Source organism: Croceibacterium selenioxidans, assembly GCF_018599195.1.
GTDB classification, from domain to species: domain Bacteria; phylum Pseudomonadota; class Alphaproteobacteria; order Sphingomonadales; family Sphingomonadaceae; genus Croceibacterium_A; species Croceibacterium_A selenioxidans.
The window spans coordinates 1,496,345-1,516,479 of sequence record NZ_JAHFVK010000001.1 but is presented as its reverse complement, the minus strand read 5'-3'; the positions used below and the strand labels follow the sequence as shown (position 1 = coordinate 1,516,479).

Here is a 20,135-nt window from a genome sequence, read left to right as displayed (position 1 = left end):
CTTTGCCTCTGCCTTTATGACGCAACGCAGCGCACTGTGACCGCATTGAGCGGAGCAGGGGCATGCAAGTCATTATTAAAGACCGAATATTCAACCATATTCCCCCCGCGATGATCGCCATAGTTCTCGCCTTTTGGGCTTTCGCGCCCAAGAGCTTGCTTGAGAATCCCTGGACTTTCACCGTGGTGTCCCCGCTCATTATTATTGTCGTTTTGCTGCTTGAGTTTGTCCACGAACGGCATGCCGGCTGGCGCATGAACCGCCAGGAATTCTTCACCGACCTGTTCTACGTCGTGCTCAGCGCGACGGTGATTTCGTGGTTCACCGAACTGTTGGCTGAGGACCCGTTGAAAGCGGCCAAGGCCTCGCTCGGCATCACCACCCAGTGGGCCAAGCAATTGCCGTGGCTGGCCCAGGTCGCGCTGGTGATCTTCCTCATCGAATTCGGCCAATACTGGATGCACCGGTTGATGCACAACTGGACCCCGTTCTGGCTCACCCACGCACCGCATCACCATATCACTCAGTTGAACGCGGCAAAGGGTGCCGTGGGCAACCCGGTCGAACTGTTCCTGATCAGCCTCAGCGTGGTCGCGCTGTTCGATCTGGAGGTGACCGCGATTTTTGCTGCGATCAACACCATGGGTGTCATCTCCGTCTTCGCCCACGCTAACGTGCGTTCAGATCCGCCCAAGTGGTACTCGTTCTTCTTCACGACCATCCGGCACCACAGCCTGCATCATTCGACCGACTATGAATCCACTCGCTGCAATTTTGGCAACTCGTTGATCCTGCTCGATCGCGTGTTCGGTACCTATCGCGAGGGCGAAAGCGTGATCGTCGGTCAAGACGACCGCAAGCGGCTGTCTATATGGGAGCAGACGATGTTTCCGTTACAGCCGATGATCGACGCGTACAAAGCCAGGCGCGACAAGCGGCTATCCGGGGGAGGCGACGAGGCGACGGCAGCATGAAGATGACAGCCTCGCCAAAGTGAAACCCTCAGATCGAAGGCTGCGCCACATTCCAAGCCATCACCAACGCGAGAAACACGCTCCCCGCATTGTCCCGATAGTCGAACTTGGCTGCTACTTTTTGGATTGGTTCGAGGAGCGTTGAATGGCGAGTCCTTCGCTCGGCGGGCTGCCCGTGATCGCTTCCGCTCGTGATGAGATGCCTTCGAGAAGCCACTGCAGCGCGTTGGCGAAAGTCACGGCCAGCCACTGCGAAAGTTTGCGGTTGGAGCTTCTAGAAGTTTGCATGCCGAGTTCCCCTGAGAGTCCTCATGCTGCTCGGCAGCGCCATGTCAGGGCAGGTACAAATGCATGATGAAAGGCATAGACGAATACTATGAGCGATGCTTGGAACTAGCGGCCCATCCCGAGCGGCGTCGGCGCCGCCGAGACGTAAGGGACTGGCTTTCGCTTATACCCCCGGACGTCCCACACTTTCGCTGAAGACGGTAGAGCGCAGAACCGGTCTCGCGCGAGATGGTGTCCCCCAAGATTTGACGAACAGAACGACGGAGAAGCAAATGTCGGTTGAAATTGTTGCGAAACCAAACGGTCCATACGTTGTCAGCGGTGACTTAAGTCTTCTCGAGCTGCGAGACGGCACGGGCAAACTTTACGACCTGGAAGGGAAAAAGCGCGTCTTCCTTTGCCGTTGCGGTGCATCCACGACCAAGCCGTTCTGCGATGGACAGCACACGAAGATCGGCTTCCAAGCTGCCGAGGAAGCCTTGGCTTCGGAAGAGTAACGCATCCCGCGCCGCGCCGCTGTCATCCTGAGCGGCGCGTTTTTGTCATCCTTCCCGACGATGCTGCGCGCTGATCATCATCTAGAAAATTCGAGGAGTTGCGAGTTGTGCCTGAGGTTATCGTAAAATCCCGGGATGGGTATGAGCACCGTGTGCCTTTCCAACATGGCCTGAGCCTGATGGAAGCTATCCGCGAAGCTGGACTCGATGAGCTTCTGGCGCTTTGCGGAGGATGCTGTTCCTGCGCGACCTGCCATGTTTACGTTGACCCGGCATTTGCTGATCGCTTGCCATCGATGAGCGAGGACGAAAACGACCTACTCGACAGTTCCGATCATCGCGCACAGGTTTCGCGCTTGTCCTGTCAAATTCCCCTTTCGGACGAACATGACGGTCTATCTGTGAGCATCGCGCCCGAAGACTAATGCCCCAATTCGGCATAGTCATCATGGTCGGCACTGGTCAGGTCGGCGCACGAGCGGCGATCGTTCTGCGTCTGCAGAGCTTCGAAAGCTCGCAATATCTGCATAGAACGGAGGATTTCAGGCCCTCACGTAAGCTGACCGTTTTGGAGCAGCGACCCGTTTGTTCGTTGTGCCCAACTTGGGCGCAGAGCAGAATGGCAGACAGTGGCCGATAGCGGACGGTCCGGTTTCGGGACGATTGCGAGCGAAAGCCGACGTCAGCTTCTCGATGCCGGATCTCATTTCTCGGAGCCGTTAGATCTGAGTCACCGAGGTTCTAAATCAGCCATCGCATCCGAGTGTCCGAGGTCCCGTCCCCGTCAATTCGACATTGGCGCCAACCTGATTAAGGCGCCATTGCCCGGGCGTCATCAGATATTTGCGCTTGAAAGCCCGCGTGAAGTGGGCGGCATCCTCATACCCATTGGAGAAGGCTATCTGCGCTGCCGACAGGGTTGCCATCCGCGGGTCGTGAAGATCTGCAGCTGCCCGTTCCAGCCTGCGTTTCCAAAGTGCCGCGACGATCGACTGGCCAAGCACTTTGTGCATGATCTGGTCCAGCCTGCGCCGGCTGATGTGCTGATCCTGCGCCACACTTTCGGCCGTGAGGCCGCCAATACCCAGATTGAGTTCAATAAAGTTGAGCGCCCGACGGACTCGCCAATCGGCGGCCATTGGCGACGCTGATCGAGGCACAGCCACACCTAACATCTGAATAATGGCGTCCATCATCGAAGCGCGCTGCAATTCATCCAGGAATGCTATGTCATCGAGTAGGCGCAGGAGCGTATCCGCCAGAAGACGCGTGCCGATCTCTTTTGCTGGGAAGGTACTGGCAAACTGGCGCTCAAGCTGTGGATGGCGGTTAAGGGCCGCTGCTCTCGGCAGGCGCAAGAAGAGGATCGCACTGCATTCTTCTCCAACCAATCGGAACCCACTACCTTCGTCGAGCATGCAAACGTCACCTTCTGCCAAGCGGCAGTGACGGTCGTTCTGACTGATACTTGTAGATCCGCGTGATTGAACCATCAGAGATAAATGAGCAGGTCCGCATTTCGACGGAGACGGACGGTACGACACTTCGACCGGAGCGGACTCGATGCTGAACAACTCGCCTGTCCCCATCGGAAATCGATTGATCGAACCGATCGCGGGCACCCGGGACGATAGTTTTAGCGACAATCCCGGAAATGCGCCGGATGCGGCATCCTGCCATACGAGAGCGCGTTTCGCGCTGTCGACATTGCGCAAGTCGACCACGCGTGCGGTCGACTGGACATTTCCAAATGTGGCAAGCGACTTCGCCATCTCGGTCAACGCCCACTTCCTGCGCTAACGATATGAACCTGCGAGAGAATGAGCAAGCCGACGCATCCCGTTTCACGGGGGAACGACCGGCGAAGCGCCGAGCGTGACGAGTTGGCCCAGTCGAAAAATCGGCAGGTGTCACGGAGCGGTAAAGGGACAGGGAGAAGAAATGTCTTATTACAACGCCACGAAGCGCGCGTCGGGTGCGCGTGCATCGCTCTTGGCTCTCGCCTCGGCCGTCGCGCTGACGGCCCACCCTGTGGCCGCCCAGGACGGGCTCGACCCCGAGGCTCCTCTTCCCGGCAGTACCAACGAGATCGTGGTGACAGCGCAGTTGCGCGAGCAGAACCTGCAGGAAGTGCCGCTGTCGATAACCGCCGTAACCGGTGACCAGCTCGAGCAGCGTAGCCAGACCACCATCACCGACATTACCGCGCAAATCCCGAACCTGCTGTTGCAGAAAAACCCGGCTGGGCAGGGCAATTCGATCCGCGTGTTCATTCGCGGCGTTGGCCAGTCAGACCAGAGCCCTTCGGTCGAACCGGGCGTCGGCACCTATATCGACGATATCTACTACGGGACCGTCTTGGCGAGCGCTTTCGACTTGACAGATATCGACCGCATCGAAGTGCTGCGCGGACCGCAGGGTACCCTTTCAGGCATGAACACGCTGGGCGGGGCAATCAAGATTTACTCCCGCAAGCCAGAGGGCCAGGGTGGCTATCTCGAGGCCACGATCGGCAATCTCGGTCGACGGGACATCAAGGCCAGCGCCGATTTCACCGTCATCCCGGACGCTGTCTTCGCCCGCGTCACTGGCGTGACCCGCAACCGTGACGGCCACGTCACCCGCTATGACTATGGGTGCCTCAATCCTGACGATCCAGACGTCGTCTCCGGAGCTTTGCCGAGCGTTGCCAGTGGGGGGCATTGCAAGATCGGCGAGATGGGCAACATCCAGATGTACGGCATGCGCGGATCGCTGCGCATCGCGCCCAACGGCGGCCCGCTCGAGATCAATCTCATCGGCGACTACACCAAGGACAGCTCAGAAACCCAAGCGTCGGTACTCATCGCCAGTGCCGAATCCGCAACTGCCGGTTCCGCCAATCCGATCGACCGGTCGGGATTGTCTATCCCGTACCAGGGTGTCGCGTATGACGACCGCTTTGTGACTTACGGTCCCTACCGAAGAGCAAACGCGGTTCTCAACGACCCCTATGCAAGTTACGCCAATTTCTACGACCCCGGCGTCATGTACTCGGCCATCGGCGCGCCTCCAGGACCGCCCTCAGGCTATATCGCGGGTGAACCGCTCGGACCGTTCATTGCGCCCTCGGCCGCAGGGGCCGAAGCCTGGGGCGTGTCAGGTACGATCGACTACGAACTCAACGAAAACCTTGAGCTGAAGTCCATCACCGGCTTCCGCCACATGTTCAGCCATACGGGCTCGGACAACGATCACTCGCCCGTGGTCTTCATCCAGGACGCCTCGGATTACACGCACGAACAGTTCAGCCAGGAAGTGAGGCTGGCGGGTCAGTTCCTCGATGACACGCTCGATGTGATCGTCGGCGGTTTCTTCTACGATGCATCGACGCGCTACGACGCGCGCATTCACACGCCGTTCTCAGGCTTTTGTCCGGCGGCCACTCCCTGCTTCTCGTTCATCAACGACGATACGGCGGACCTCACAAGCTACGCCGGCTTCGTCAACGTCGCCTGGTCGGCGACCGAAGCTCTTGTCCTCGAGGGCGGCTTCCGGCTGACGCACGAGAAGAAGGAATATCTCTACAACCGCCTCAACCCGGACGGGAACGGAGACTTCCTGCCCCTGAGCAACCCGACCAACCCGCTGACCGGCTTCGTCGGCACTTACGAGGAATCCATACCCGACTACCGAGCCGTCGTTTCCTACAAGATCACGGACGATATTATGGGCTACGCCCAGTTTTCGACCGGATTCAAGGGCGGCGGCGTGGCGCCCAGGCCCTATGTCTACCAGCAAATCCGGCCGTTCGGAGCGGAGAAGGTGAAGGCCTACGAACTGGGCTTCAAGGCCGAATTGTTCGACCGCGCAATGCGACTGAACGGCAGTATCTTTCACATGGATTATACAGGTTATCAGGGCACGCCCACGACGTGCCTTGGTCCCGACGACCAGCCCCTGCCAATCGACGGTGGCGGCATCCCGGGGCTATGCGGCCAGTATCTTAACATCGGTGATGCACGGGTTCGCGGGTTCGAACTGGAAACCACGATCAATCCGGTGGAGGGCCTGACCATCGACGGGGCCATGAGCCTGACCGACTTCGAATTCACTTCGATCAACTACCCGACGACGCAGATCATCGTCGGCGCGAACCGCCCAGGCATCGGGGAGTTCAAGTGGAGCGCGGGTATCCAGTACGAAATCCCCCTTGGTGGCGATAACGGGTCCCTGACCCCAAGGTTGGACGTCGCTTACACGCCGGGTTACTGCGGCAACTTCAACTGCGATCCGAACGTGACCGTCGAAAATTATACGCTCGCCAATGTGCGCCTTACCTATCATTCGGTAAATGATGATTGGTCAGTATCTTTAGAAGCTACGAACCTGTTCGATGACTTTTACTATTTGAACAAGTTCGCCACTTTCTATGTTAACGGGCAGCCGGGCCGGCCGCGCGAGGTGGCCTTAACGGTTCGGCGCAATTTCTGAAATTGCAGAGGCTAGTCGGGTTCGAAGTCTTCTGAAGCTAGATTTTGCCCCAACGGTCTTTGGCCATGACTGGCTGAAAGCAGACGGTCCGGTTTCGGGCGTCGGTGCGATGAAAGCGGTCTAGCCTTTGGGCCGTGCGCCTAAGGCAGATATGGGTGGAAAGCGGACATGACGGTAGGATTGCGATGTCGCCCAATGTTGCCCTGACTTCGCTTAGCTGCACTCGCGCTGGGCCGCAGCAGAATAGGGCTTCCCAAAGCAGCGGACGAGCGAGTCCGTCGCCTCGATGTTCCTGGGCCACTTCATATCCTGGCCTGCCTGCTCCTTGTAGGCGCGCTGCTGCTCGGCCCAGTTTGGCGGCTCCGGCACGGCCAGAAGCCGATCGCGCGCGGCGATGAGCGCGTCCCGGTCGGAGCGGAGGAAGGCCAGCAGCGCGTCTACGTAGGCTTGGCCGGCTGGGTCAGCGAACGCAGGGCGTCCCGCCTCGATCAGCGGTATCGCGCCCGCATAGTCGCCGCCCTGGGCGCGGATCTGGCCTTCGTGGAAGGCCATGAAGCTTTGCAGGGTGGGATGAAGACCGGCGCTGTGGCGATCGCGCCACTGGGAAATCAGCATGGCCGCCGCGGCCTGGCAGCCCTCCTGGTTGTTTATTTCGCGCCAGCCCGCCTCCTGCCGCGAACCATCGGCGAGTGGACGGATACCTTGGTCAAAATCCTGGAAGGATAAAGCCAGATAGCTTTCAGGGTCCGGGACGCACTCCGAATACGACTTTTGCGCAGCACGGTCTAAAGACGAGGCGTTCGCCGGCACTTGAGCCGCCGCCGGAAGAATTGCCGCCCATGCGAGAAGAATAGCCGATCCAACCACGCGCATCCCGCTGCCTCCATCCCTGGCCCAGGCTAAGTTCGCCGGAAGTCGAAGTTGCCTCGTTTCCGGAATGTCCGCAATGGGTCGATAGCGGACAGTCTCATTGGCCAACAATCTCGAGATTGCCGTGACCGCCTGGATCGGTACACTGAGCCCATGGTCGCGCCGATTGTCTCGGAGGCCTCATGCGCGCTCTATCGATTGCCGCTCTCTCGCTGATATTCCTCGCTTCGCCTGCCTTGTCGCAGGACAAGCTGTCCAACGCCGAAAGCGCGGCGGCTTTTCGTGCGGCGGGGTTCAAGCAGGAGGGCGGGCAGTGGCGCGGTTGCGAGGACCCCGGCACCGCGAGCTACACTCCGGGGGAGATCGCCGAAGTGCGCGATCTCAACGGCGACGGGCAGCCTGAGGCGATCATCACCGAGGGGAGCGTGTTTTGCTTTGGCTCGACGGAGGTCGGCTATGTGATCGTCAGCCAGCAGCCGGACGGCGCGTGGAAGCAGGTCACCAGCGGGCCCGGGATCGTCAGCGTCTTGGAGCAAAAGGGGGCAGGGGGCTGGCCCGACCTCGAGATCGGCGGGCCGGGGTTCTGCTTCCCGGTCGAGCGCTGGAACGGCACCGCCTACGAGCTGAACCGCTTCCAGTACGAAGGGAAGCGCTGCACGCCGAACGAGTGACGCGGCGCCTTCGTACGGGAAAATCGGGGGATGGAATTGGGCGCGCGGGTGCGTCGGGCACCGTCGTCGGTTAATTGCGTTTCTCGCACCATGGACAAGCTATTCACTCATATAGCGACGCGAATTTCCGGGTGGGCCGGCCAACCGCTGGCATTCCTCCTGGCGCTGACGATTGTCGTGGTTTGGGGCGTTACCGGTCCGCTGTTCAAGTTCTCCGACACCTGGCAGCTGGTCATCAACACCGGGACGACAATCGTCACCTTCCTGATGGTTTTCCTGATCCAGAATTCGCAGAACCGGGACGCGGCGGCGATGCAGGCCAAGCTCGACGAACTGATCCGCGCGGTCGAACAAGCGCGCGGTCAGTTCATCGGGATCGAGCACCTCACCGACGTCGAGATCGAGCGTATCCGCGAGGCGCTGGAGCTAGAGGAGATCGAGATGGAAAGCGGCAAGTCAGCCACGACCAGCGAGACAGTCACCCGGCTGTTGCTGAGGCGCTAGCCAGCCTCAGCTTTCCCGCCGCTCCATCCACTCCTCAAGCCACTTGATTGAGTAGTCGCCGTTGAGCACGTCCGGATCGCGGAGTAGCGCCTGGTGGAGCGGGATCGAGGTCTTCACGCCCTCTACCACCATTTCTTCCAGCGCCCGGCGCAGGCGCATGATGCAGCCTTCGCGGGTGCGGCCGTAGACGATGAGCTTGGCGATCATGGAATCGTAATACGGCGGGATGCGGTAGCCCGCGTAGAGCCCGCTATCGACGCGCACATGCATGCCGCCGGCCGCGTGATAGGCGGTTACGAGGCCCGGGCTCGGGGCAAACGTGAACGGGTCTTCCGCGTTGATGCGGCACTCGATCGCGTGGCCCTTGAACTCGATCTCTTCCTGGCGGACCGAGAGCGGCTTGCCGTCGGCGATGCGGATCTGTTCGCGCACCAGGTCGACACCGGTGATCGCTTCGGTCACCGGGTGTTCCACTTGCAGGCGGGTGTTCATCTCGATGAAATAGAACTCGCCATTTTCCCACAGGAACTCAATCGTCCCCGCGCCGCGATAGCCCATGTCGGCCATGGCCTTACTGACGATACCGCCCATGCGGGCGCGCTCCTCGGGAGTGATGACCGGGGACGGCGCCTCTTCGAGGACCTTCTGGTGGCGGCGTTGCAACGAGCAGTCGCGCTCTCCGAGGTGGATGGCGTTGCCGTTGCCGTCGCCGAAAATCTGGAACTCGATGTGGCGCGGATTGCCGAGGTACTTTTCGAGATAGACCGTGTCGTCGCCGAACGCGGCCTTCGCCTCGTTGCCGGCCTGCTTCATCAGGGAGGCGAGTTGGTCGGGTGAGGTGCACACCTTCATCCCGCGCCCGCCGCCGCCCGACGCGGCCTTGATGATCACCGGATAGCCGATTTCATCGGCGATCTTGGCGGCTTCTTCCGGATCCGAGACAGCGCCTGCGGAACCAGGCACCAGCGGCAGGCCCAGAGCCCCGGCCGTGCGCTTGGCCTCCACCTTGTCGCCCATCGTGCGGATGTGTTCGGGCTTGGGCCCGATCCAGGCGATGCCGTGGGCCTCGACGATTTCGGCGAACTGCGCGTTCTCCGACAGGAAGCCGTAACCCGGGTGAATGGCGTCCGCACCCGAGATTTCGGCAGCCGAGATGATCGCCGCCGTATTCAAGTAGCTGTCGGTTGCCGGGGGCGGGCCGATGCAGATCGCATGGTCGGCCAGCCGCACATGCATCGCGTCGGTATCGGCCGTCGAATGGACCGCTACCGTTTCGATGCCCATCTCGTGAGCCGCACGGTGAATGCGCAGCGCGATTTCGCCGCGATTGGCGATCAGGAGCCGGGAAATAGGCATGGTATCAGGCGACCACGATCAGAGGCTGGTCATATTCGACAGGCTGGCCATTCTCGACCAGGATCTGCTTGACCGTGCCGCCCGCGGTGGCGGTGATCGGATTCATCACCTTCATCGCCTCGACGATCAGCAGCGTGTCGCCGGCCGAAACCTTGTCACCCACCTTCACGAAGGCATCGGCGGTGGGTTCCGGCGAAAGATAGGCCGTCCCGACCATCGGCGACTTGATGGCGTTGGCGGCGCTTTCGGCCACCGCTGCCTGTGCAGCCTCCGCCGCGGCGGCAGGCGCAGGAGCGGCAGCGACCGGCGCGGGAGCCGCAAAGGCCTGAACCGGGGCAACCGATCCGCGAGAAACCTTGATCTTCCGGTCCCCGTCTTCAACTTCGATTTCAGTAAGGCCGGTTTCGGACAGGAGCTCAGCTAGCTCGCGCACCAGCTTGGTGTCCACGTTCATGCCGCCTCCACGTACGCGATTGTTACTTTCGGCCATGCGATCCCTCTATGCTGGTCGAACAAGCCCGGCGCTATGCGCGCGGTGTTCGGCGCTGGCAAGTACCAGCGATATGTCTCTTTACAGCCTGGCTGCCGCTTCCAGCGCCATTTCATAGCCATACGCGCCAAACCCCGCGATCGTGCCCTTGGCCGCCATCGCGACATAGCTCTTGTGGCGATAGGCCTCGCGCGCCTGGGGATTGGAAATGTGCACTTCGATCACCGGAGTCTTGATCGACCGGATCGCATCATAAAGCGCCAGGCTGGTGTGGGTGAGGGCCCCTGCGTTGAGCAGCACGGCCTTCACACCCTCTGCCTGGGCTTCGTGCAGCCAGTCGCACAAGTGCCCTTCGTGGTTCGACTGCCGCAGCTCTACCTCGAGGCCGAGCTCTCTGGCGCGGTCTTCCAGCCGACCGGCGATGTCGTCGAGTGTGTCGGAGCCGTAGATCTCCGGCTCGCGCAAGCCGAGCAGATTGAGATTGGGTCCGTTGAGGACGAGAACTCTATTCGACATGCTGCTCCCCCTTTGGCGTTGGCCGGCCCCATAGCGCCATGGCGAGGCGAGCGCGAGAGGGTTGAGGCTTACGCATCCCTGCAGCATTGCCAAATGGCCATCTTTGCCCCATACGGTGCCATATGGAGATTAGCCATGCCCTCGCTGCAGCCGATTGATACCGGACCTTATGCGTTCATTCCCGCTCCGCTGACTCAGGATGAGGCGGCGGCCATGTTCCGCGCGGCCCTCAACCTGTTTACCAAATGGGGCCTGACCGACGAGCAAGCCGCGACCTTGCTCGACATGCCGGTACGTACCTATCGCCGCTGGAAGGCGGAGGGGCCCGGCCGGGTTTCGCGCGACGGACGGGCGAGGCTGTCCAACCTGATGGGAGTCCACAAGGCGCTGCGCATCATCTTTGCCGAGCCGCAGCGGGCTTATGGTTGGATCCGCGCCGCAAACGCAGCCTTTGGCGGGGCCAGCGCGCTCGACGTCATGCTCGGCGGCGAACTGACTGACATCATGCGCGTGCGCCGCTATCTCGACGCGGAGCGTGGCGGCTGGTGACGCTGCCGGAAATCATTCCGGTCTCGCGAGTGAATTGGGGCGGCGCGGTGCGGATCATCCGCAGCGTCTTTCCTCCGATCGACTTGTTCGAGGATATCGCGGACCCGGCCGACTGGCCGTTGCTGATCTCGGCCGAGCAGAAGACCAATCCGCGGATCATGGAGACGATCGGCCATCTCGACCTCGTGCCGGTTGAGCGGCGGGTCGGCGGGGCCGGCGCGTCGTACTTGATGGCCCCGTTCACTCATATCGCTCCAGAGAGGCGCAGCCGGTTCTCCGACGGAACCTTTGGCGTGCTCTATGCGGGGCGCGTGTTCGAAACTGCGCTGTTCGAGACAATCCACCACCACGCCCGTTTCATGGCCCGGACCGCAGAGGCGCCGGGATGGACTTCGCAGTTCCGGGAGATAGTGCTGTCGGTCCGGGCCGATCTGCACGACTTGCGCGGCCTGGAAGACCCCGCGCTCGCTCCGGACAGCTACGAAGCATCGCACGGATTGGGCAGGGCGCTTCGAGGGGGCGGCTCACAGGGAGTGGTTTATCCCAGTGTGAGGCACGCCGGTGGGGAGTGCGTTGGACTCTTCTATCCGGATTGCGCCTCTGAGCCGGTCCAGGGCCGGCATCTCGACTATCACTGGGACGGCACGAGGGTCGACCTGGTTCGTGATGCAGGGGTAGGGACCGTGTTTCGTGTGGTGGAGGCCACCTGAGAAACGCGGGCCTCAGTCGACCGGCGCGGTGGCGGTGCCAAGCTGGGGAAGCGAGACAGACCGTCTTCCGCTGAAATCGGTCCGCACCACGATGAAGCCGCTTTTTTCGAGGAATTCGAGCAATCGGCGAATTCGGCCCGGTGAGGTCGTGCCGTAGACCCGGCCCAGCTCTTCGTCTTCGGGGCAGGGCTCACCCCCCTGGGCCGCCCGGGCGAGCAGGAGGAAGGGCGCCAGCAGATCGTCGGGCACGTCCTGCGCTGCTTGCGCGATTTCGGCCCATTCGTCGTCAGGCGGACTGCCCAGGCCCGCCAGCGCAAAGGCGAAGCGGCGGCGGAAGTCGGTAAGGCCGATGGCTCGCACGCCTATCTTCTGCATACGGCAGCGCATCGAGAAATCCTGGAACAGCGCCGCCGAGTTGCGGAACGGCGCTTCCTTATCGGACGCCATCTCGGCGAAAATCCGCGCAATGGCCTGCTCGCTGTCGTTCGGTACCGCAGCCCCTGCCGGCTCGGCGGACGCGGGACCCGGTGCATCGATCGCGGCGATCTCTTCGATCCGGCCGATCAATTCTTCCGCCGCGACGACCGGCGCCGCCGGAGCGGGAGGTGGGGCGCGGGTATGGGCATCCGCTTCGTGGAGCAGCGCGTGCAACTCCTCGCTCGACACGGTGGGAGGGGGCTCCATCGCATGGGAGACCGCCTGCGAGCCCGTGCGCACGGGTCCGATCTTGACCTTTATCGGCCGGCGGCTGATCGCCGGGCCGAGGCCGAGAAAGTGTCCGCGGTCGAGGTCGCGAATCTCTTCGGCGCTGCGACGTTCCATGCCGAGAAGGTCCGCGGCGCGGGCCATGTCGATGTCGAGGAATGTGCGGCCCATCAGGAAATTGGACGCTTCGGCAGCGACGTTCTTGGCGAGCTTCGCCAGCCGCTGGGTCGCCACGATGCCCGCAAGTCCGCGCTTGCGGCCACGGCACATGAGATTGGTCATGGCTCCGAGCGAAAGGCGGCGCACCTCGTCGGTGACATCGCCCGCGGCCGAGGGCGCGAACATCTGCGCTTCGTCGACAATGACCAGGGCCGGAAACCAGTCTTCGCGGGGGGCATCGAACAAGGCCGAGAGAAACAGCGCGGCGCAGCGCATTTGCGCTTCGACCTCAAGGCTGTCGAGCGTGAGCACGACCGAAGCGCGATGCTTGCGGATGCGAGTGGCGAGGCGGGTGAGCTCGGCGCCGGTGTAAGCGCCGCCATCGACCACCACGTGGCCGAACTGGTCCGCCAGGGTAACGAAATCGCCCTCCGGATCGATCACGACCTGCTGCACCATCGCCGCACTCTCTTCGAGCAAGCGGCGCAGAAGGTGCGATTTGCCTGAGCCGCTGTTGCCTTGCACCAGCAGGCGCGTCGCCAGCAGTTCCTTGATGTCGATCGTGACAGGACGCCCGTCGGGGGCAACGCCGATTTCAACTGATGCACTCACAACCGTGCGCATAAGGGTCTGCGGAAAGGCAACAATCCCCTGGCCGCCGTTTTCCAGAGTTGTGAGATGAGGAGCCGCTCAGGCGGTGCGCTTCTCCGGAGGCCGGCGGGTCTTGAGGGCGATCATCGCACCGGACAGCGCCACGATGATCATGCCCAGGATCGTCACGCCGTCGGGCACGTCACCGAACACGATCCAGCCGAGCAGACCCGCCCAGATAAGCTGCAGGTAGTTGAGCGGCGCGATCAGCGAGGCCGGCGCGTAGCGGAAGGCGGCGGTGAACATGAAATGGCCGAGACCGCCATAGATGCCCAGGCTCGCGAACAGGACGACCTCGAACCCGGAGGGAGCCGCGTCTTCGAGATACCAGGGCAGGCCGATGCTGAAGAGAATCGAACCGACCAGGGCGGTGTAGAACAGCAGGGCGGCGGTCTTCTCTGTCGTAGCCAGAACGCGCGACAAGGCCTGGTAGCCGAGGTTGCACACTACCGCGCAGAGCACGAACACGACACCGCTCAAGGGAAGGCCGCTTCCCGGGCGGACGATCAGCATGACGCCGGCGAAGCCCCCCAGGGTCGCGAGCCAGCCGATCCATCCGACTCGCTCACCGAGAAGGGGCCCGGCAATGGCGACCAGCAGGATCGGAGCGAGAAAGGTTATCGCCGTCATCTGGGCCACCGGCATGCGTTGCAGCGCGAGGCCGATGAGCAACGACGCCATGGCGAGGCACAGCGCCCTGACCAGCACCAGCCCGGTGCGTTGGGTGCGAACCATCTCCATTTTGTGATGCGGCGCGAAGACCACGATCATCATCAGCAGGTTGCCGAGGTAGCGAACCGCCACGATCAGCGGCACCTCGTGACTGGCGGACAAATACTTTGTCGTCGCGTCCATGCAGGCGAACAGCAACAGCGCGGCTACGCATAGGAGCGCTCCGCGAACTGGGTGGGGTGCTGTCATGGGGGAACTCACGGAATTGGCCGGATTGAGGTCCAATTCGTTTGCCGATCCGGCGATGAAATCGCCGGTAATCCACTGGTCGGGACGACTGGATTCGAACCAGCGACCCCCACACCCCCAGTGTGATGCGCTACCAGGCTGCGCTACGTCCCGATCCAGTGGAGGCCGGGCCTATAGGCAAGGGTCTTCGGCAACGCAAGCGGCGCTGATTGCACCCCCTTTGCTTTGCTGCTAGCGGGACCGCCTTAGTTCGGGAGAGGGGAGTTGTAATGGGGTTTGCGCTCCACAATATCTCCGCCTTCGTTGCCGATTGGATGGGCAGAAAACATGCTTGAAATTCTTGCCGCAGGGTCAACTGCGGCCACCGCCCCCGGATGGGTCCAGTTCCTGCCGATCGTCGGCATGGTCGCCATCTTCTGGTTCCTCATCATCCGCCCGCAGATGCGCCAGCAGAAGGCCCAGCGCGAAAAGATCGCCGCGGTGAAGAAGGGCGATCAGGTCGTCACTGCCGGCGGGTTGCTCGGCAAGGTGACCAAAGTCGACGATCTCTATGTCGAGGTCGAAATTGCCCAGGGCGTGAAGGTCAAGGCGGTCAAGTCGACCATCGGCGACATCGTCCCGCCCGGCGGCACCGCCGCTAACGACTGATCCGCCAAGGTCCTGCCCAAATGCTTGAATTTCCAACCTGGAAGCGCGTTTATCTCTGGGCGATCACGCTCTTCTTCGCGCTGGCGGCGGTCCCCTCGCTGGTTTCGCTGACGAACGCTCGCTGGCCCGAATTTCTTCCCAGCCCGATGATCAACCTCGGGCTCGACCTTGCCGGCGGGAGTCACATCCTCCTCGAAGGCGATCCGCGACAGGTTGCCAAGCAGCGCCTGGAAACGATGGAAGAATCGGTTCGCACGGCGCTCCGCGATGCCAACCCGCGAATCCGTATCGGCGACATTTCCACCGCCAACGGCCGCTTGTCCTTCATGCTCGAGGATCCGAGCCAGGTCGACGCCGCCCGCGGCGTGATCGAGCCGCTGACCACGGGCGCGGGGCTGACCGGCCAGCGTGATTGGCAAATCCAGGTTGTCGACGGCAGCCGCTTCGTTCTCACGCAGACCACCGCCGGCCTGAACCTCGCGGTCAAGAATGCGATGGAAAGCGCGACGGAAGTGGTGCGCAAGCGCATCGACGCGCTCGGCACGCGCGAGCCAACAATCATCCGCCAGGGTGACAACCGCATCGTGGTGCAGGTTCCCGGACTGCAGGATCCGCAGCAGCTCAAGGAGTTGCTCGGCCAGACGGCGGAACTCGAATTCAAGCTGGTCGACCAGACCGCGCTGCAATCCGACATCCAGCAGGGCATCGCCCCGCCGGGCAGCCAGATCGTCCCTTACGCTGAAGGCACGATCGGCCAGGGTACCTCCATCGCGGTCAAGCGGTTGGGCGGCATTCGCGGCAACTCGCTGACCAATGCCCAGCAGTCCTTCAACCCGCAGACCAACGAGCCGGTGGTGTCGATCCAGTTCGACTCCGCGGGCGGTCGCCGCTTCGGCATCCTCACGCGCGAGAATGTCGGCAAGCCTTTCGCCATCATCCTCGACGGCGAAGTGCTGTCGGCTCCCAACATCAACGAGCCGATCGACGGAGGCCAGGCGCAGATCAGCGGTGGCTTCACCGTGGAGACTGCCAACCAGCTCGCCATTGCGCTGCGTTCGGGCGCGCTGCCGATCGACCTGACCGTTATCGAAGAGCGCACGGTCGGTCCGGACCTCGGCGCCGACTCGATTCAGAAGGGTGCCATCGGCCTGCTCGTCGGCCTCGGCCTGCTGATGGTCTTCATGATCGTGACCTACGGCCGCTTCGGCGTTTACACCTGTATCGCGCTGATCATTAACCTGCTGATGATCCTCGGCACCATGGCCTTGCTCGGCCCGCTGGCGGCCCTGACGCTGCCGGGTATCGCGGGCCTCGTTCTCACGGTCGGTGCCGCGGTCGACGCCAACGTGCTGATCAACGAACGAATACGGGAAGAACGGGCGCGGGGCCGGCGTGTCGTCCAGGCGGTCGAGATGGGCTACAAGGAAGCGAGCCGCGCGATCATGGACGCCAACGTCACCAACGTCATCGCGGCGGTGATCATGTTCATGTTCGGCACCGGTCCGGTCCGCGGCTTCGCGGTCGTGCTGATGATCGGTATCGTCACCTCGGTGTTCACCGCTGTGACCCTGACCCGCATGTGGGTCGCCGGATGGCTGCGCAAGAAGCGGCCGACGGACATTGTGTTGTAAGGTGCTGTCGCGATGAAACTCCTCAAGCTCATTCCCGACAACACGAACATCAAGTTCCTGCGCTGGCGCGTGCCGTTCTACGCGTTCAGCATCCTGCTGATGGCGGCGTCAGTCGGCCTGGTGTTTACCAAGGGCCTCAACCTGGGCGTCGATTTCATCGGCGGCCAGATGATCCGCGTGACCTTCACCGAAAGCCCGTCTGCTCCTCTCGCCGAAGTTCGCGAAGAGGTAGATCAGCTCGGCTACGGGGAGCCGATCATCCAGCAATTCGGCAAGCCGAACGAAATCTCGATCCGGATGAAGCTTCCGGAAGGCGAAAATCAGACGGCGCTGGCCAATGTCATGTCGGAACGGATCGTCTCCACACTCAAGTCGAACCACCCCGACGTCAGGGTCGACGGTGTCGATTCGGTCTCGGGCAAGGTTTCCGGCGAGTTGTTCCAGTCCGGCATGCTGGCCCTCGCGCTCGCGATGGTGGGTATCTCGATTTACATCTGGGTGCGGTTCGAATGGCAGTTCGGTGTCGGCGCGCTGTTCGCGCTGGTTCACGACGTGACGCTGACCGTCGGTCTGTTTGCGCTGACGCAGATGGAGTTCGACCTCAACATCGTCGCCGCGCTTCTGACGTTGATCGGCTATTCGCTGAACGACAATATCGTGGTCTATGACCGCGTGCGCGAGAACCTGAAGAAGTACCGCCGGATGCCGCTACCCGAGCTGCTCGACCTGTCGGTGAACGAGACGCTGTCGCGCACGATCGTGACGTCGACCTCGCTGCTGATCACCCTGGTCGCGCTGCTGATCCTGGGGCCGGACGTGATCTTTGGCTTCACCGCTGCGATTACGCTGGGCATCTTCGTGGGTACCTACAGCTCAATCTACATGGCGACGCCGGTGCTGGTGTGGCTCGGCGTCACGTCGGACAGCTTCGTGCCGAACGAAAGCCGTGCCGACCAGCAGGATCGCAAGGCGCGCGGAGAGGCGTAAGGTCGTCGACGGGCGAGTCTCTCGACTCGCCCGGATTTGATTCTTGCCGAGACGCAGAGGGCGCAGAGAAGGGGTGCTCGCGGTGAAGTTCGGGTTTGACCTGAGCCCCTTCCTTGCGGCTCGCTTGCGAGCAGTGACAGGTTTCGTCGCCTTCTCTCTGCGTCTGTGAATGAATCGAGATCGCGGCAACGCCGCACGAAGCCCTTAGGCCGAAACCAGCAGGCGCTCGTAGTACTCCGCCAAGGCCGCCGCATTCGCTTCCCAGCTGAAGCGGGCGGCGCCTTCGGCGACGGCCGAGCGGGGAGGGGGATTGTCGAGCAGTTCGCGCACCGCCGCGGCGATCGCCTCGGCGTCGCGAGTGACGATCCGGCCCTGATCGGCGCTGGTCAGCAATTCCCGGGCGCCACCAGCGTCGGTGATGACCAGCGGACAGCCGCAAGCCAGAGCTTCGACCCAGGCATTGGCGAGCCCCTCGCTCGCGGAAGGCAGGACCATCGCGTCGGCCGCCGAAAGGACCGCCGGAAGCAAGCCGTGATCGAGTGAGCCCAGGAAGTGGACCCGGTCGGCATAGCCGCCGCCCCTGGCCAGATCGCCCAACATACCGCGATCGGGCCCGGCGCCGACCAATAACAGGTGCGTCTCCGGAAGCCGGGCGAGTGCCCGGACCACGAATTGCTGGCCCTTACGGGGGATCAGCGCCCCGACGCTAGCCAGCAGGGGGGCCCCGGACGGTACGAGCACTCCCAGGTCGACGGCGAGGCGCGCCCGGCTCACTTCGCGGCCCAATGGCCGGAACAGGTTTCGATCGAGGCCGGTGTAATGCACGGTGATCTTCTCGCCGGGAAAGCCCTTCTGCGCCATGTCCGCTGCCAGAGCCTCGCTCACGGCGAGCAGGCCAGTTGCCTGTGCCGCGGCGCGCAACATCCGGCGCCGCGCGTAGCCTTTGGCAGCCCAGAACGAAATGTCGGCACCGCGCGCCTTGATCGACAAGGGCACGCCGAGTTCCCCGGCGATCCGCGCGGCGGCGGGGCCGTCCGGGTAGAAGAATTGCGCATCGACCACGTCGAACGGGGCGAGGGTGTGAAGCCGCCGGGCGAGCGGCAGAACTGCACGGACGATCATCGCCGGGTTCACCGGCCCGCCTACCGCGGGGACCAGTGTGAAGCGCGGCCGATGCACGGTCACTCCGCCTTCGACGTCGGTGACTGCGGCTTTCGCCAGGGATTTGTACCGGCCCATCGGCACGGGCGGCACGCCTATGGGATTGATCACCGTGACGTCCCAGTCGCCACGAGCGGCGAGGGCTTCCATCTGCCGCGCGACGAAAGCGCCAAAGCGCGGTTGGTACGCGTTTGGGTAAAGCGTCGAGATCGAAAGGACGCGCATCACAATTTGCGGACCAGCATCTCCGCCACCGCCAGCCAGGCCGGCTTGTCGACCACGATCTGCCGCTGCCCGCTTCCCGGAGGGAGCAGGCCGACGAGTGTTCCCTGCCGATCGATCAACCGGCCGAACGCGAACCGTCCGCCCGATCGCGGGACCAGCACGTCACGATTGATCAGCTTGGGCGCCTGGTCGGCATCGACTTGCCGCAGCCACAACTGATCGCCGGCGCGATATTCGCCCTGAGGCGCGTCGACCGTCAGGCAGACGAGCGCGCCCTCACCGCCAAGGTCGGTCGGCAGGATCGCGTCGCGCGGGGAGGCCAGCGGCTCCGCCCCGCTCTCGGTCAGGCGAGCGACGATCATGGTTGTCTCGGCCACGTCGCCCTTGACCAGCAGTTCCGGATCGACACCCAGCGCCGCCGCAATCCGGTTCATCCACACGAGAGAGAGGTTACGCATGCCCGTTTCAAGGCGCCCAATCGTCTGGGCCGTGGTCGGCGGATCGCAGGCAGCGGCGACTTCCGACAAAGTCATGCCCTTCTGCTTGCGAATATCTCGAATGCGATTGATCACGATCTGACCCCTATAACCATTTAGGTTTTTTCACTTTCCTACAACCATGCGGATTTGGCAAGGTCCGATTCGGCTTTGCAGGAGATTCGCATGCGTCGCAAATTGGTAGAACGAGAACTTACCCCGGAAGGTCCACGCCGCCGCAACGGTGCTGCGCGGCGCCGGCGTAGCGTCACCGTGAACGTCGGGGAATCACCGCTCGGCTGGCTTCACGCGCATGGCCACCTCGAAGACCGGCTGTTCGATGCCGGGGAAAGGCTGCGGTCCGATTATGAGCGGGCTAGTCTCTCGCCCTCGATCACGATGAGTTGGAGCCCTGTGCGGATCAAGGGTAGCGGATCTGGCGGCATGGCTCCCACTGAAAGGCAGCTCGCGGCCCGCGATCGCTTCGACGGAGCCGTGGCAGCGGCCGGCAAGGGACTTGAAGACATTCTCTGGCGCGTCGTCTGTGCTTGCGAGACCTTGCCCACCGCGGAAAAGGCCCTCGACTGGCCCGCGCGCAGCGGCAAGCTCGTCCTCAAGCTGGCGCTCGACAGGGTGGCGGACTTCTATCGTATCCGTTGACGTCGATCGAAAA

23 protein-coding genes and 1 tRNA gene are annotated in these 20,135 nt (G+C 62.6%); 13 read left to right on the top strand and 11 right to left on the bottom strand.

Features of this window, described 5'->3' with window-relative positions:
* Positions 1-62 precede the first annotated feature (62 nt).
* A complete protein-coding gene (locus KK137_RS07400) occupies positions 63-974 on the top strand; it encodes a sterol desaturase family protein (RefSeq protein WP_214535502.1) in 912 nt (303 codons plus the stop codon).
* Between the two features lie 114 nt (positions 975-1,088).
* On the opposite strand, the gene KK137_RS07395 is transcribed toward KK137_RS07400, so the two are convergent.
* Positions 1,089-1,262 carry a hypothetical protein gene (locus KK137_RS07395; protein WP_214535501.1) on the bottom strand — a complete coding sequence of 58 codons (174 nt, stop codon included), beginning with the start codon at positions 1,260-1,262 and terminating at the stop codon, positions 1,089-1,091.
* Between the two features lie 272 nt (positions 1,263-1,534).
* Here KK137_RS07395 and KK137_RS07390 point away from each other — a divergent pair, with 272 nt between their 5' ends.
* Both KK137_RS07390 and KK137_RS07385 read left to right on the top strand, forming a co-directional pair.
* A complete protein-coding gene (locus tag KK137_RS07390) occupies positions 1,535-1,759 on the top strand; it encodes a CDGSH iron-sulfur domain-containing protein (RefSeq protein ID WP_214535500.1) in 225 nt (74 codons plus the stop codon).
* A 107-nt stretch (positions 1,760-1,866) separates the two neighbouring features.
* On the top strand, positions 1,867-2,184 hold the full coding sequence (locus KK137_RS07385; RefSeq protein ID WP_214535499.1) for a 2Fe-2S iron-sulfur cluster-binding protein: 318 nt from the start codon (positions 1,867-1,869) through the stop codon (positions 2,182-2,184).
* A gap of 321 nt (positions 2,185-2,505) precedes the next feature.
* On the opposite strand, the gene KK137_RS07380 is transcribed toward KK137_RS07385, so the two are convergent.
* Positions 2,506-3,381, bottom strand: coding sequence for a helix-turn-helix domain-containing protein (locus KK137_RS07380; protein WP_338028029.1), 876 nt, complete (start codon positions 3,379-3,381; stop codon positions 2,506-2,508).
* Here KK137_RS07380 and KK137_RS16570 point away from each other — a divergent pair.
* Entirely contained in the window at positions 3,359-3,559 is a 201-nt protein-coding gene (locus tag KK137_RS16570) for a hypothetical protein (protein WP_250893805.1), read from the top strand. The genes KK137_RS07380 and KK137_RS16570 overlap by 23 nt on opposite strands.
* Positions 3,560-3,700: 141 nt before the next feature.
* Positions 3,701-6,232 (top strand): TonB-dependent receptor, encoded by a 2,532-nt coding sequence (locus KK137_RS07375; RefSeq protein WP_214535497.1) that lies wholly within the window; start codon positions 3,701-3,703, stop codon positions 6,230-6,232.
* Positions 6,233-6,445: 213 nt separating this feature from the next.
* Here the strand turns inward: KK137_RS07375 and KK137_RS07370 are convergent, their stop codons facing one another.
* A complete protein-coding gene (locus tag KK137_RS07370) occupies positions 6,446-7,105 on the bottom strand; it encodes a hypothetical protein (RefSeq protein WP_214535496.1) in 660 nt (219 codons plus the stop codon).
* A 179-nt stretch (positions 7,106-7,284) separates the two neighbouring features.
* Here KK137_RS07370 and KK137_RS07365 point away from each other — a divergent pair, with 179 nt between their 5' ends.
* The gene (locus KK137_RS07365) at positions 7,285-7,773 is read left to right on the top strand and encodes a hypothetical protein (RefSeq protein ID WP_214535495.1); all 489 of its coding nucleotides are present in this window, start codon (positions 7,285-7,287) and stop codon (positions 7,771-7,773) included.
* A 90-nt stretch (positions 7,774-7,863) separates the two neighbouring features.
* A complete protein-coding gene (locus tag KK137_RS07360) occupies positions 7,864-8,277 on the top strand; it encodes a low affinity iron permease family protein (RefSeq protein WP_214535494.1) in 414 nt (137 codons plus the stop codon).
* 6 nt (positions 8,278-8,283) lie between these two features.
* Here KK137_RS07360 and accC read toward each other — a convergent pair whose 3' ends face one another.
* The 3 genes from accC to aroQ form a co-directional block, all read right to left on the bottom strand.
* A complete protein-coding gene (accC, locus tag KK137_RS07355; protein WP_214535493.1) occupies positions 8,284-9,633 on the bottom strand; it encodes an acetyl-CoA carboxylase biotin carboxylase subunit in 1,350 nt (449 codons plus the stop codon).
* A gap of 4 nt (positions 9,634-9,637) precedes the next feature.
* Positions 9,638-10,087 (bottom strand): acetyl-CoA carboxylase biotin carboxyl carrier protein, encoded by a 450-nt coding sequence (gene accB / locus KK137_RS07350; protein WP_250893613.1) that lies wholly within the window; start codon positions 10,085-10,087, stop codon positions 9,638-9,640.
* 117 nt (positions 10,088-10,204) lie between these two features.
* Positions 10,205-10,639, bottom strand: a complete 435-nt coding sequence (gene aroQ, locus KK137_RS07345; protein WP_214535491.1) for a type II 3-dehydroquinate dehydratase — start codon at positions 10,637-10,639, stop codon at positions 10,205-10,207.
* Between the two features lie 135 nt (positions 10,640-10,774).
* Here aroQ and KK137_RS07340 point away from each other — a divergent pair, with 135 nt between their 5' ends.
* Together KK137_RS07340 and KK137_RS07335 are read left to right on the top strand one after the other, a co-directional pair.
* Complete coding sequence (locus KK137_RS07340) at positions 10,775-11,188, top strand: MbcA/ParS/Xre antitoxin family protein (protein ID WP_214535490.1); 414 nt, start codon at positions 10,775-10,777, stop codon at positions 11,186-11,188.
* On the top strand, positions 11,185-11,898 hold the full coding sequence (locus KK137_RS07335) for an RES family NAD+ phosphorylase (protein WP_214535489.1): 714 nt from the start codon (positions 11,185-11,187) through the stop codon (positions 11,896-11,898). The genes KK137_RS07340 and KK137_RS07335 overlap by 4 nt, the downstream gene beginning before the upstream one ends.
* Positions 11,899-11,910: 12 nt before the next feature.
* On the opposite strand, the gene KK137_RS07330 is transcribed toward KK137_RS07335, so the two are convergent.
* The 3 genes from KK137_RS07330 to KK137_RS07320 all read right to left on the bottom strand — a co-directional run bounded on the left by KK137_RS07330 (position 11,911) and on the right by KK137_RS07320 (position 14,487).
* Positions 11,911-13,374, bottom strand: a complete 1,464-nt coding sequence (locus KK137_RS07330) for a helicase HerA domain-containing protein (protein ID WP_214535488.1) — start codon at positions 13,372-13,374, stop codon at positions 11,911-11,913.
* A gap of 78 nt (positions 13,375-13,452) precedes the next feature.
* Entirely contained in the window at positions 13,453-14,334 is an 882-nt protein-coding gene (locus KK137_RS07325) for a DMT family transporter (RefSeq protein WP_214535487.1), read from the bottom strand.
* Positions 14,335-14,410: 76 nt separating this feature from the next.
* Positions 14,411-14,487: transfer RNA gene (locus KK137_RS07320), tRNA-Pro, on the bottom strand.
* Positions 14,488-14,661: 174 nt separating this feature from the next.
* On the opposite strand from KK137_RS07320, the gene yajC reads away from it, so the two are divergent.
* The 3 genes from yajC to secF are packed head-to-tail and all read left to right on the top strand — an operon-like array spanning position 14,662 to position 17,600.
* On the top strand, positions 14,662-14,982 hold the full coding sequence (gene yajC / locus KK137_RS07315) for a preprotein translocase subunit YajC (protein ID WP_214535486.1): 321 nt from the start codon (positions 14,662-14,664) through the stop codon (positions 14,980-14,982).
* Between the two features lie 20 nt (positions 14,983-15,002).
* Entirely contained in the window at positions 15,003-16,613 is a 1,611-nt protein-coding gene (gene secD / locus KK137_RS07310) for a protein translocase subunit SecD (RefSeq protein ID WP_214535485.1), read from the top strand.
* Between the two features lie 12 nt (positions 16,614-16,625).
* The gene (gene secF / locus KK137_RS07305) at positions 16,626-17,600 is read left to right on the top strand and encodes a protein translocase subunit SecF (RefSeq protein WP_214535484.1); all 975 of its coding nucleotides are present in this window, start codon (positions 16,626-16,628) and stop codon (positions 17,598-17,600) included.
* Positions 17,601-17,804: 204 nt separating this feature from the next.
* Here the strand turns inward: secF and KK137_RS07300 are convergent, their stop codons facing one another.
* Together KK137_RS07300 and KK137_RS07295 are read right to left on the bottom strand one after the other, a co-directional pair.
* Positions 17,805-18,986 carry a glycosyltransferase gene (locus KK137_RS07300; RefSeq protein WP_214535483.1) on the bottom strand — a complete coding sequence of 394 codons (1,182 nt, stop codon included), beginning with the start codon at positions 18,984-18,986 and terminating at the stop codon, positions 17,805-17,807.
* Entirely contained in the window at positions 18,986-19,558 is a 573-nt protein-coding gene (locus tag KK137_RS07295; RefSeq protein ID WP_214535482.1) for a helix-turn-helix domain-containing protein, read from the bottom strand. Before KK137_RS07295 ends, KK137_RS07300 begins: the two co-directional genes overlap by 1 nt.
* Before the next feature lie 90 nt (positions 19,559-19,648).
* Between KK137_RS07295 and KK137_RS07290 the strand changes: the two genes are divergently transcribed.
* Positions 19,649-20,122, top strand: a complete 474-nt coding sequence (locus tag KK137_RS07290) for a DUF6456 domain-containing protein (RefSeq protein WP_214535481.1) — start codon at positions 19,649-19,651, stop codon at positions 20,120-20,122.
* Positions 20,123-20,135: the final 13 nt, after the last annotated feature.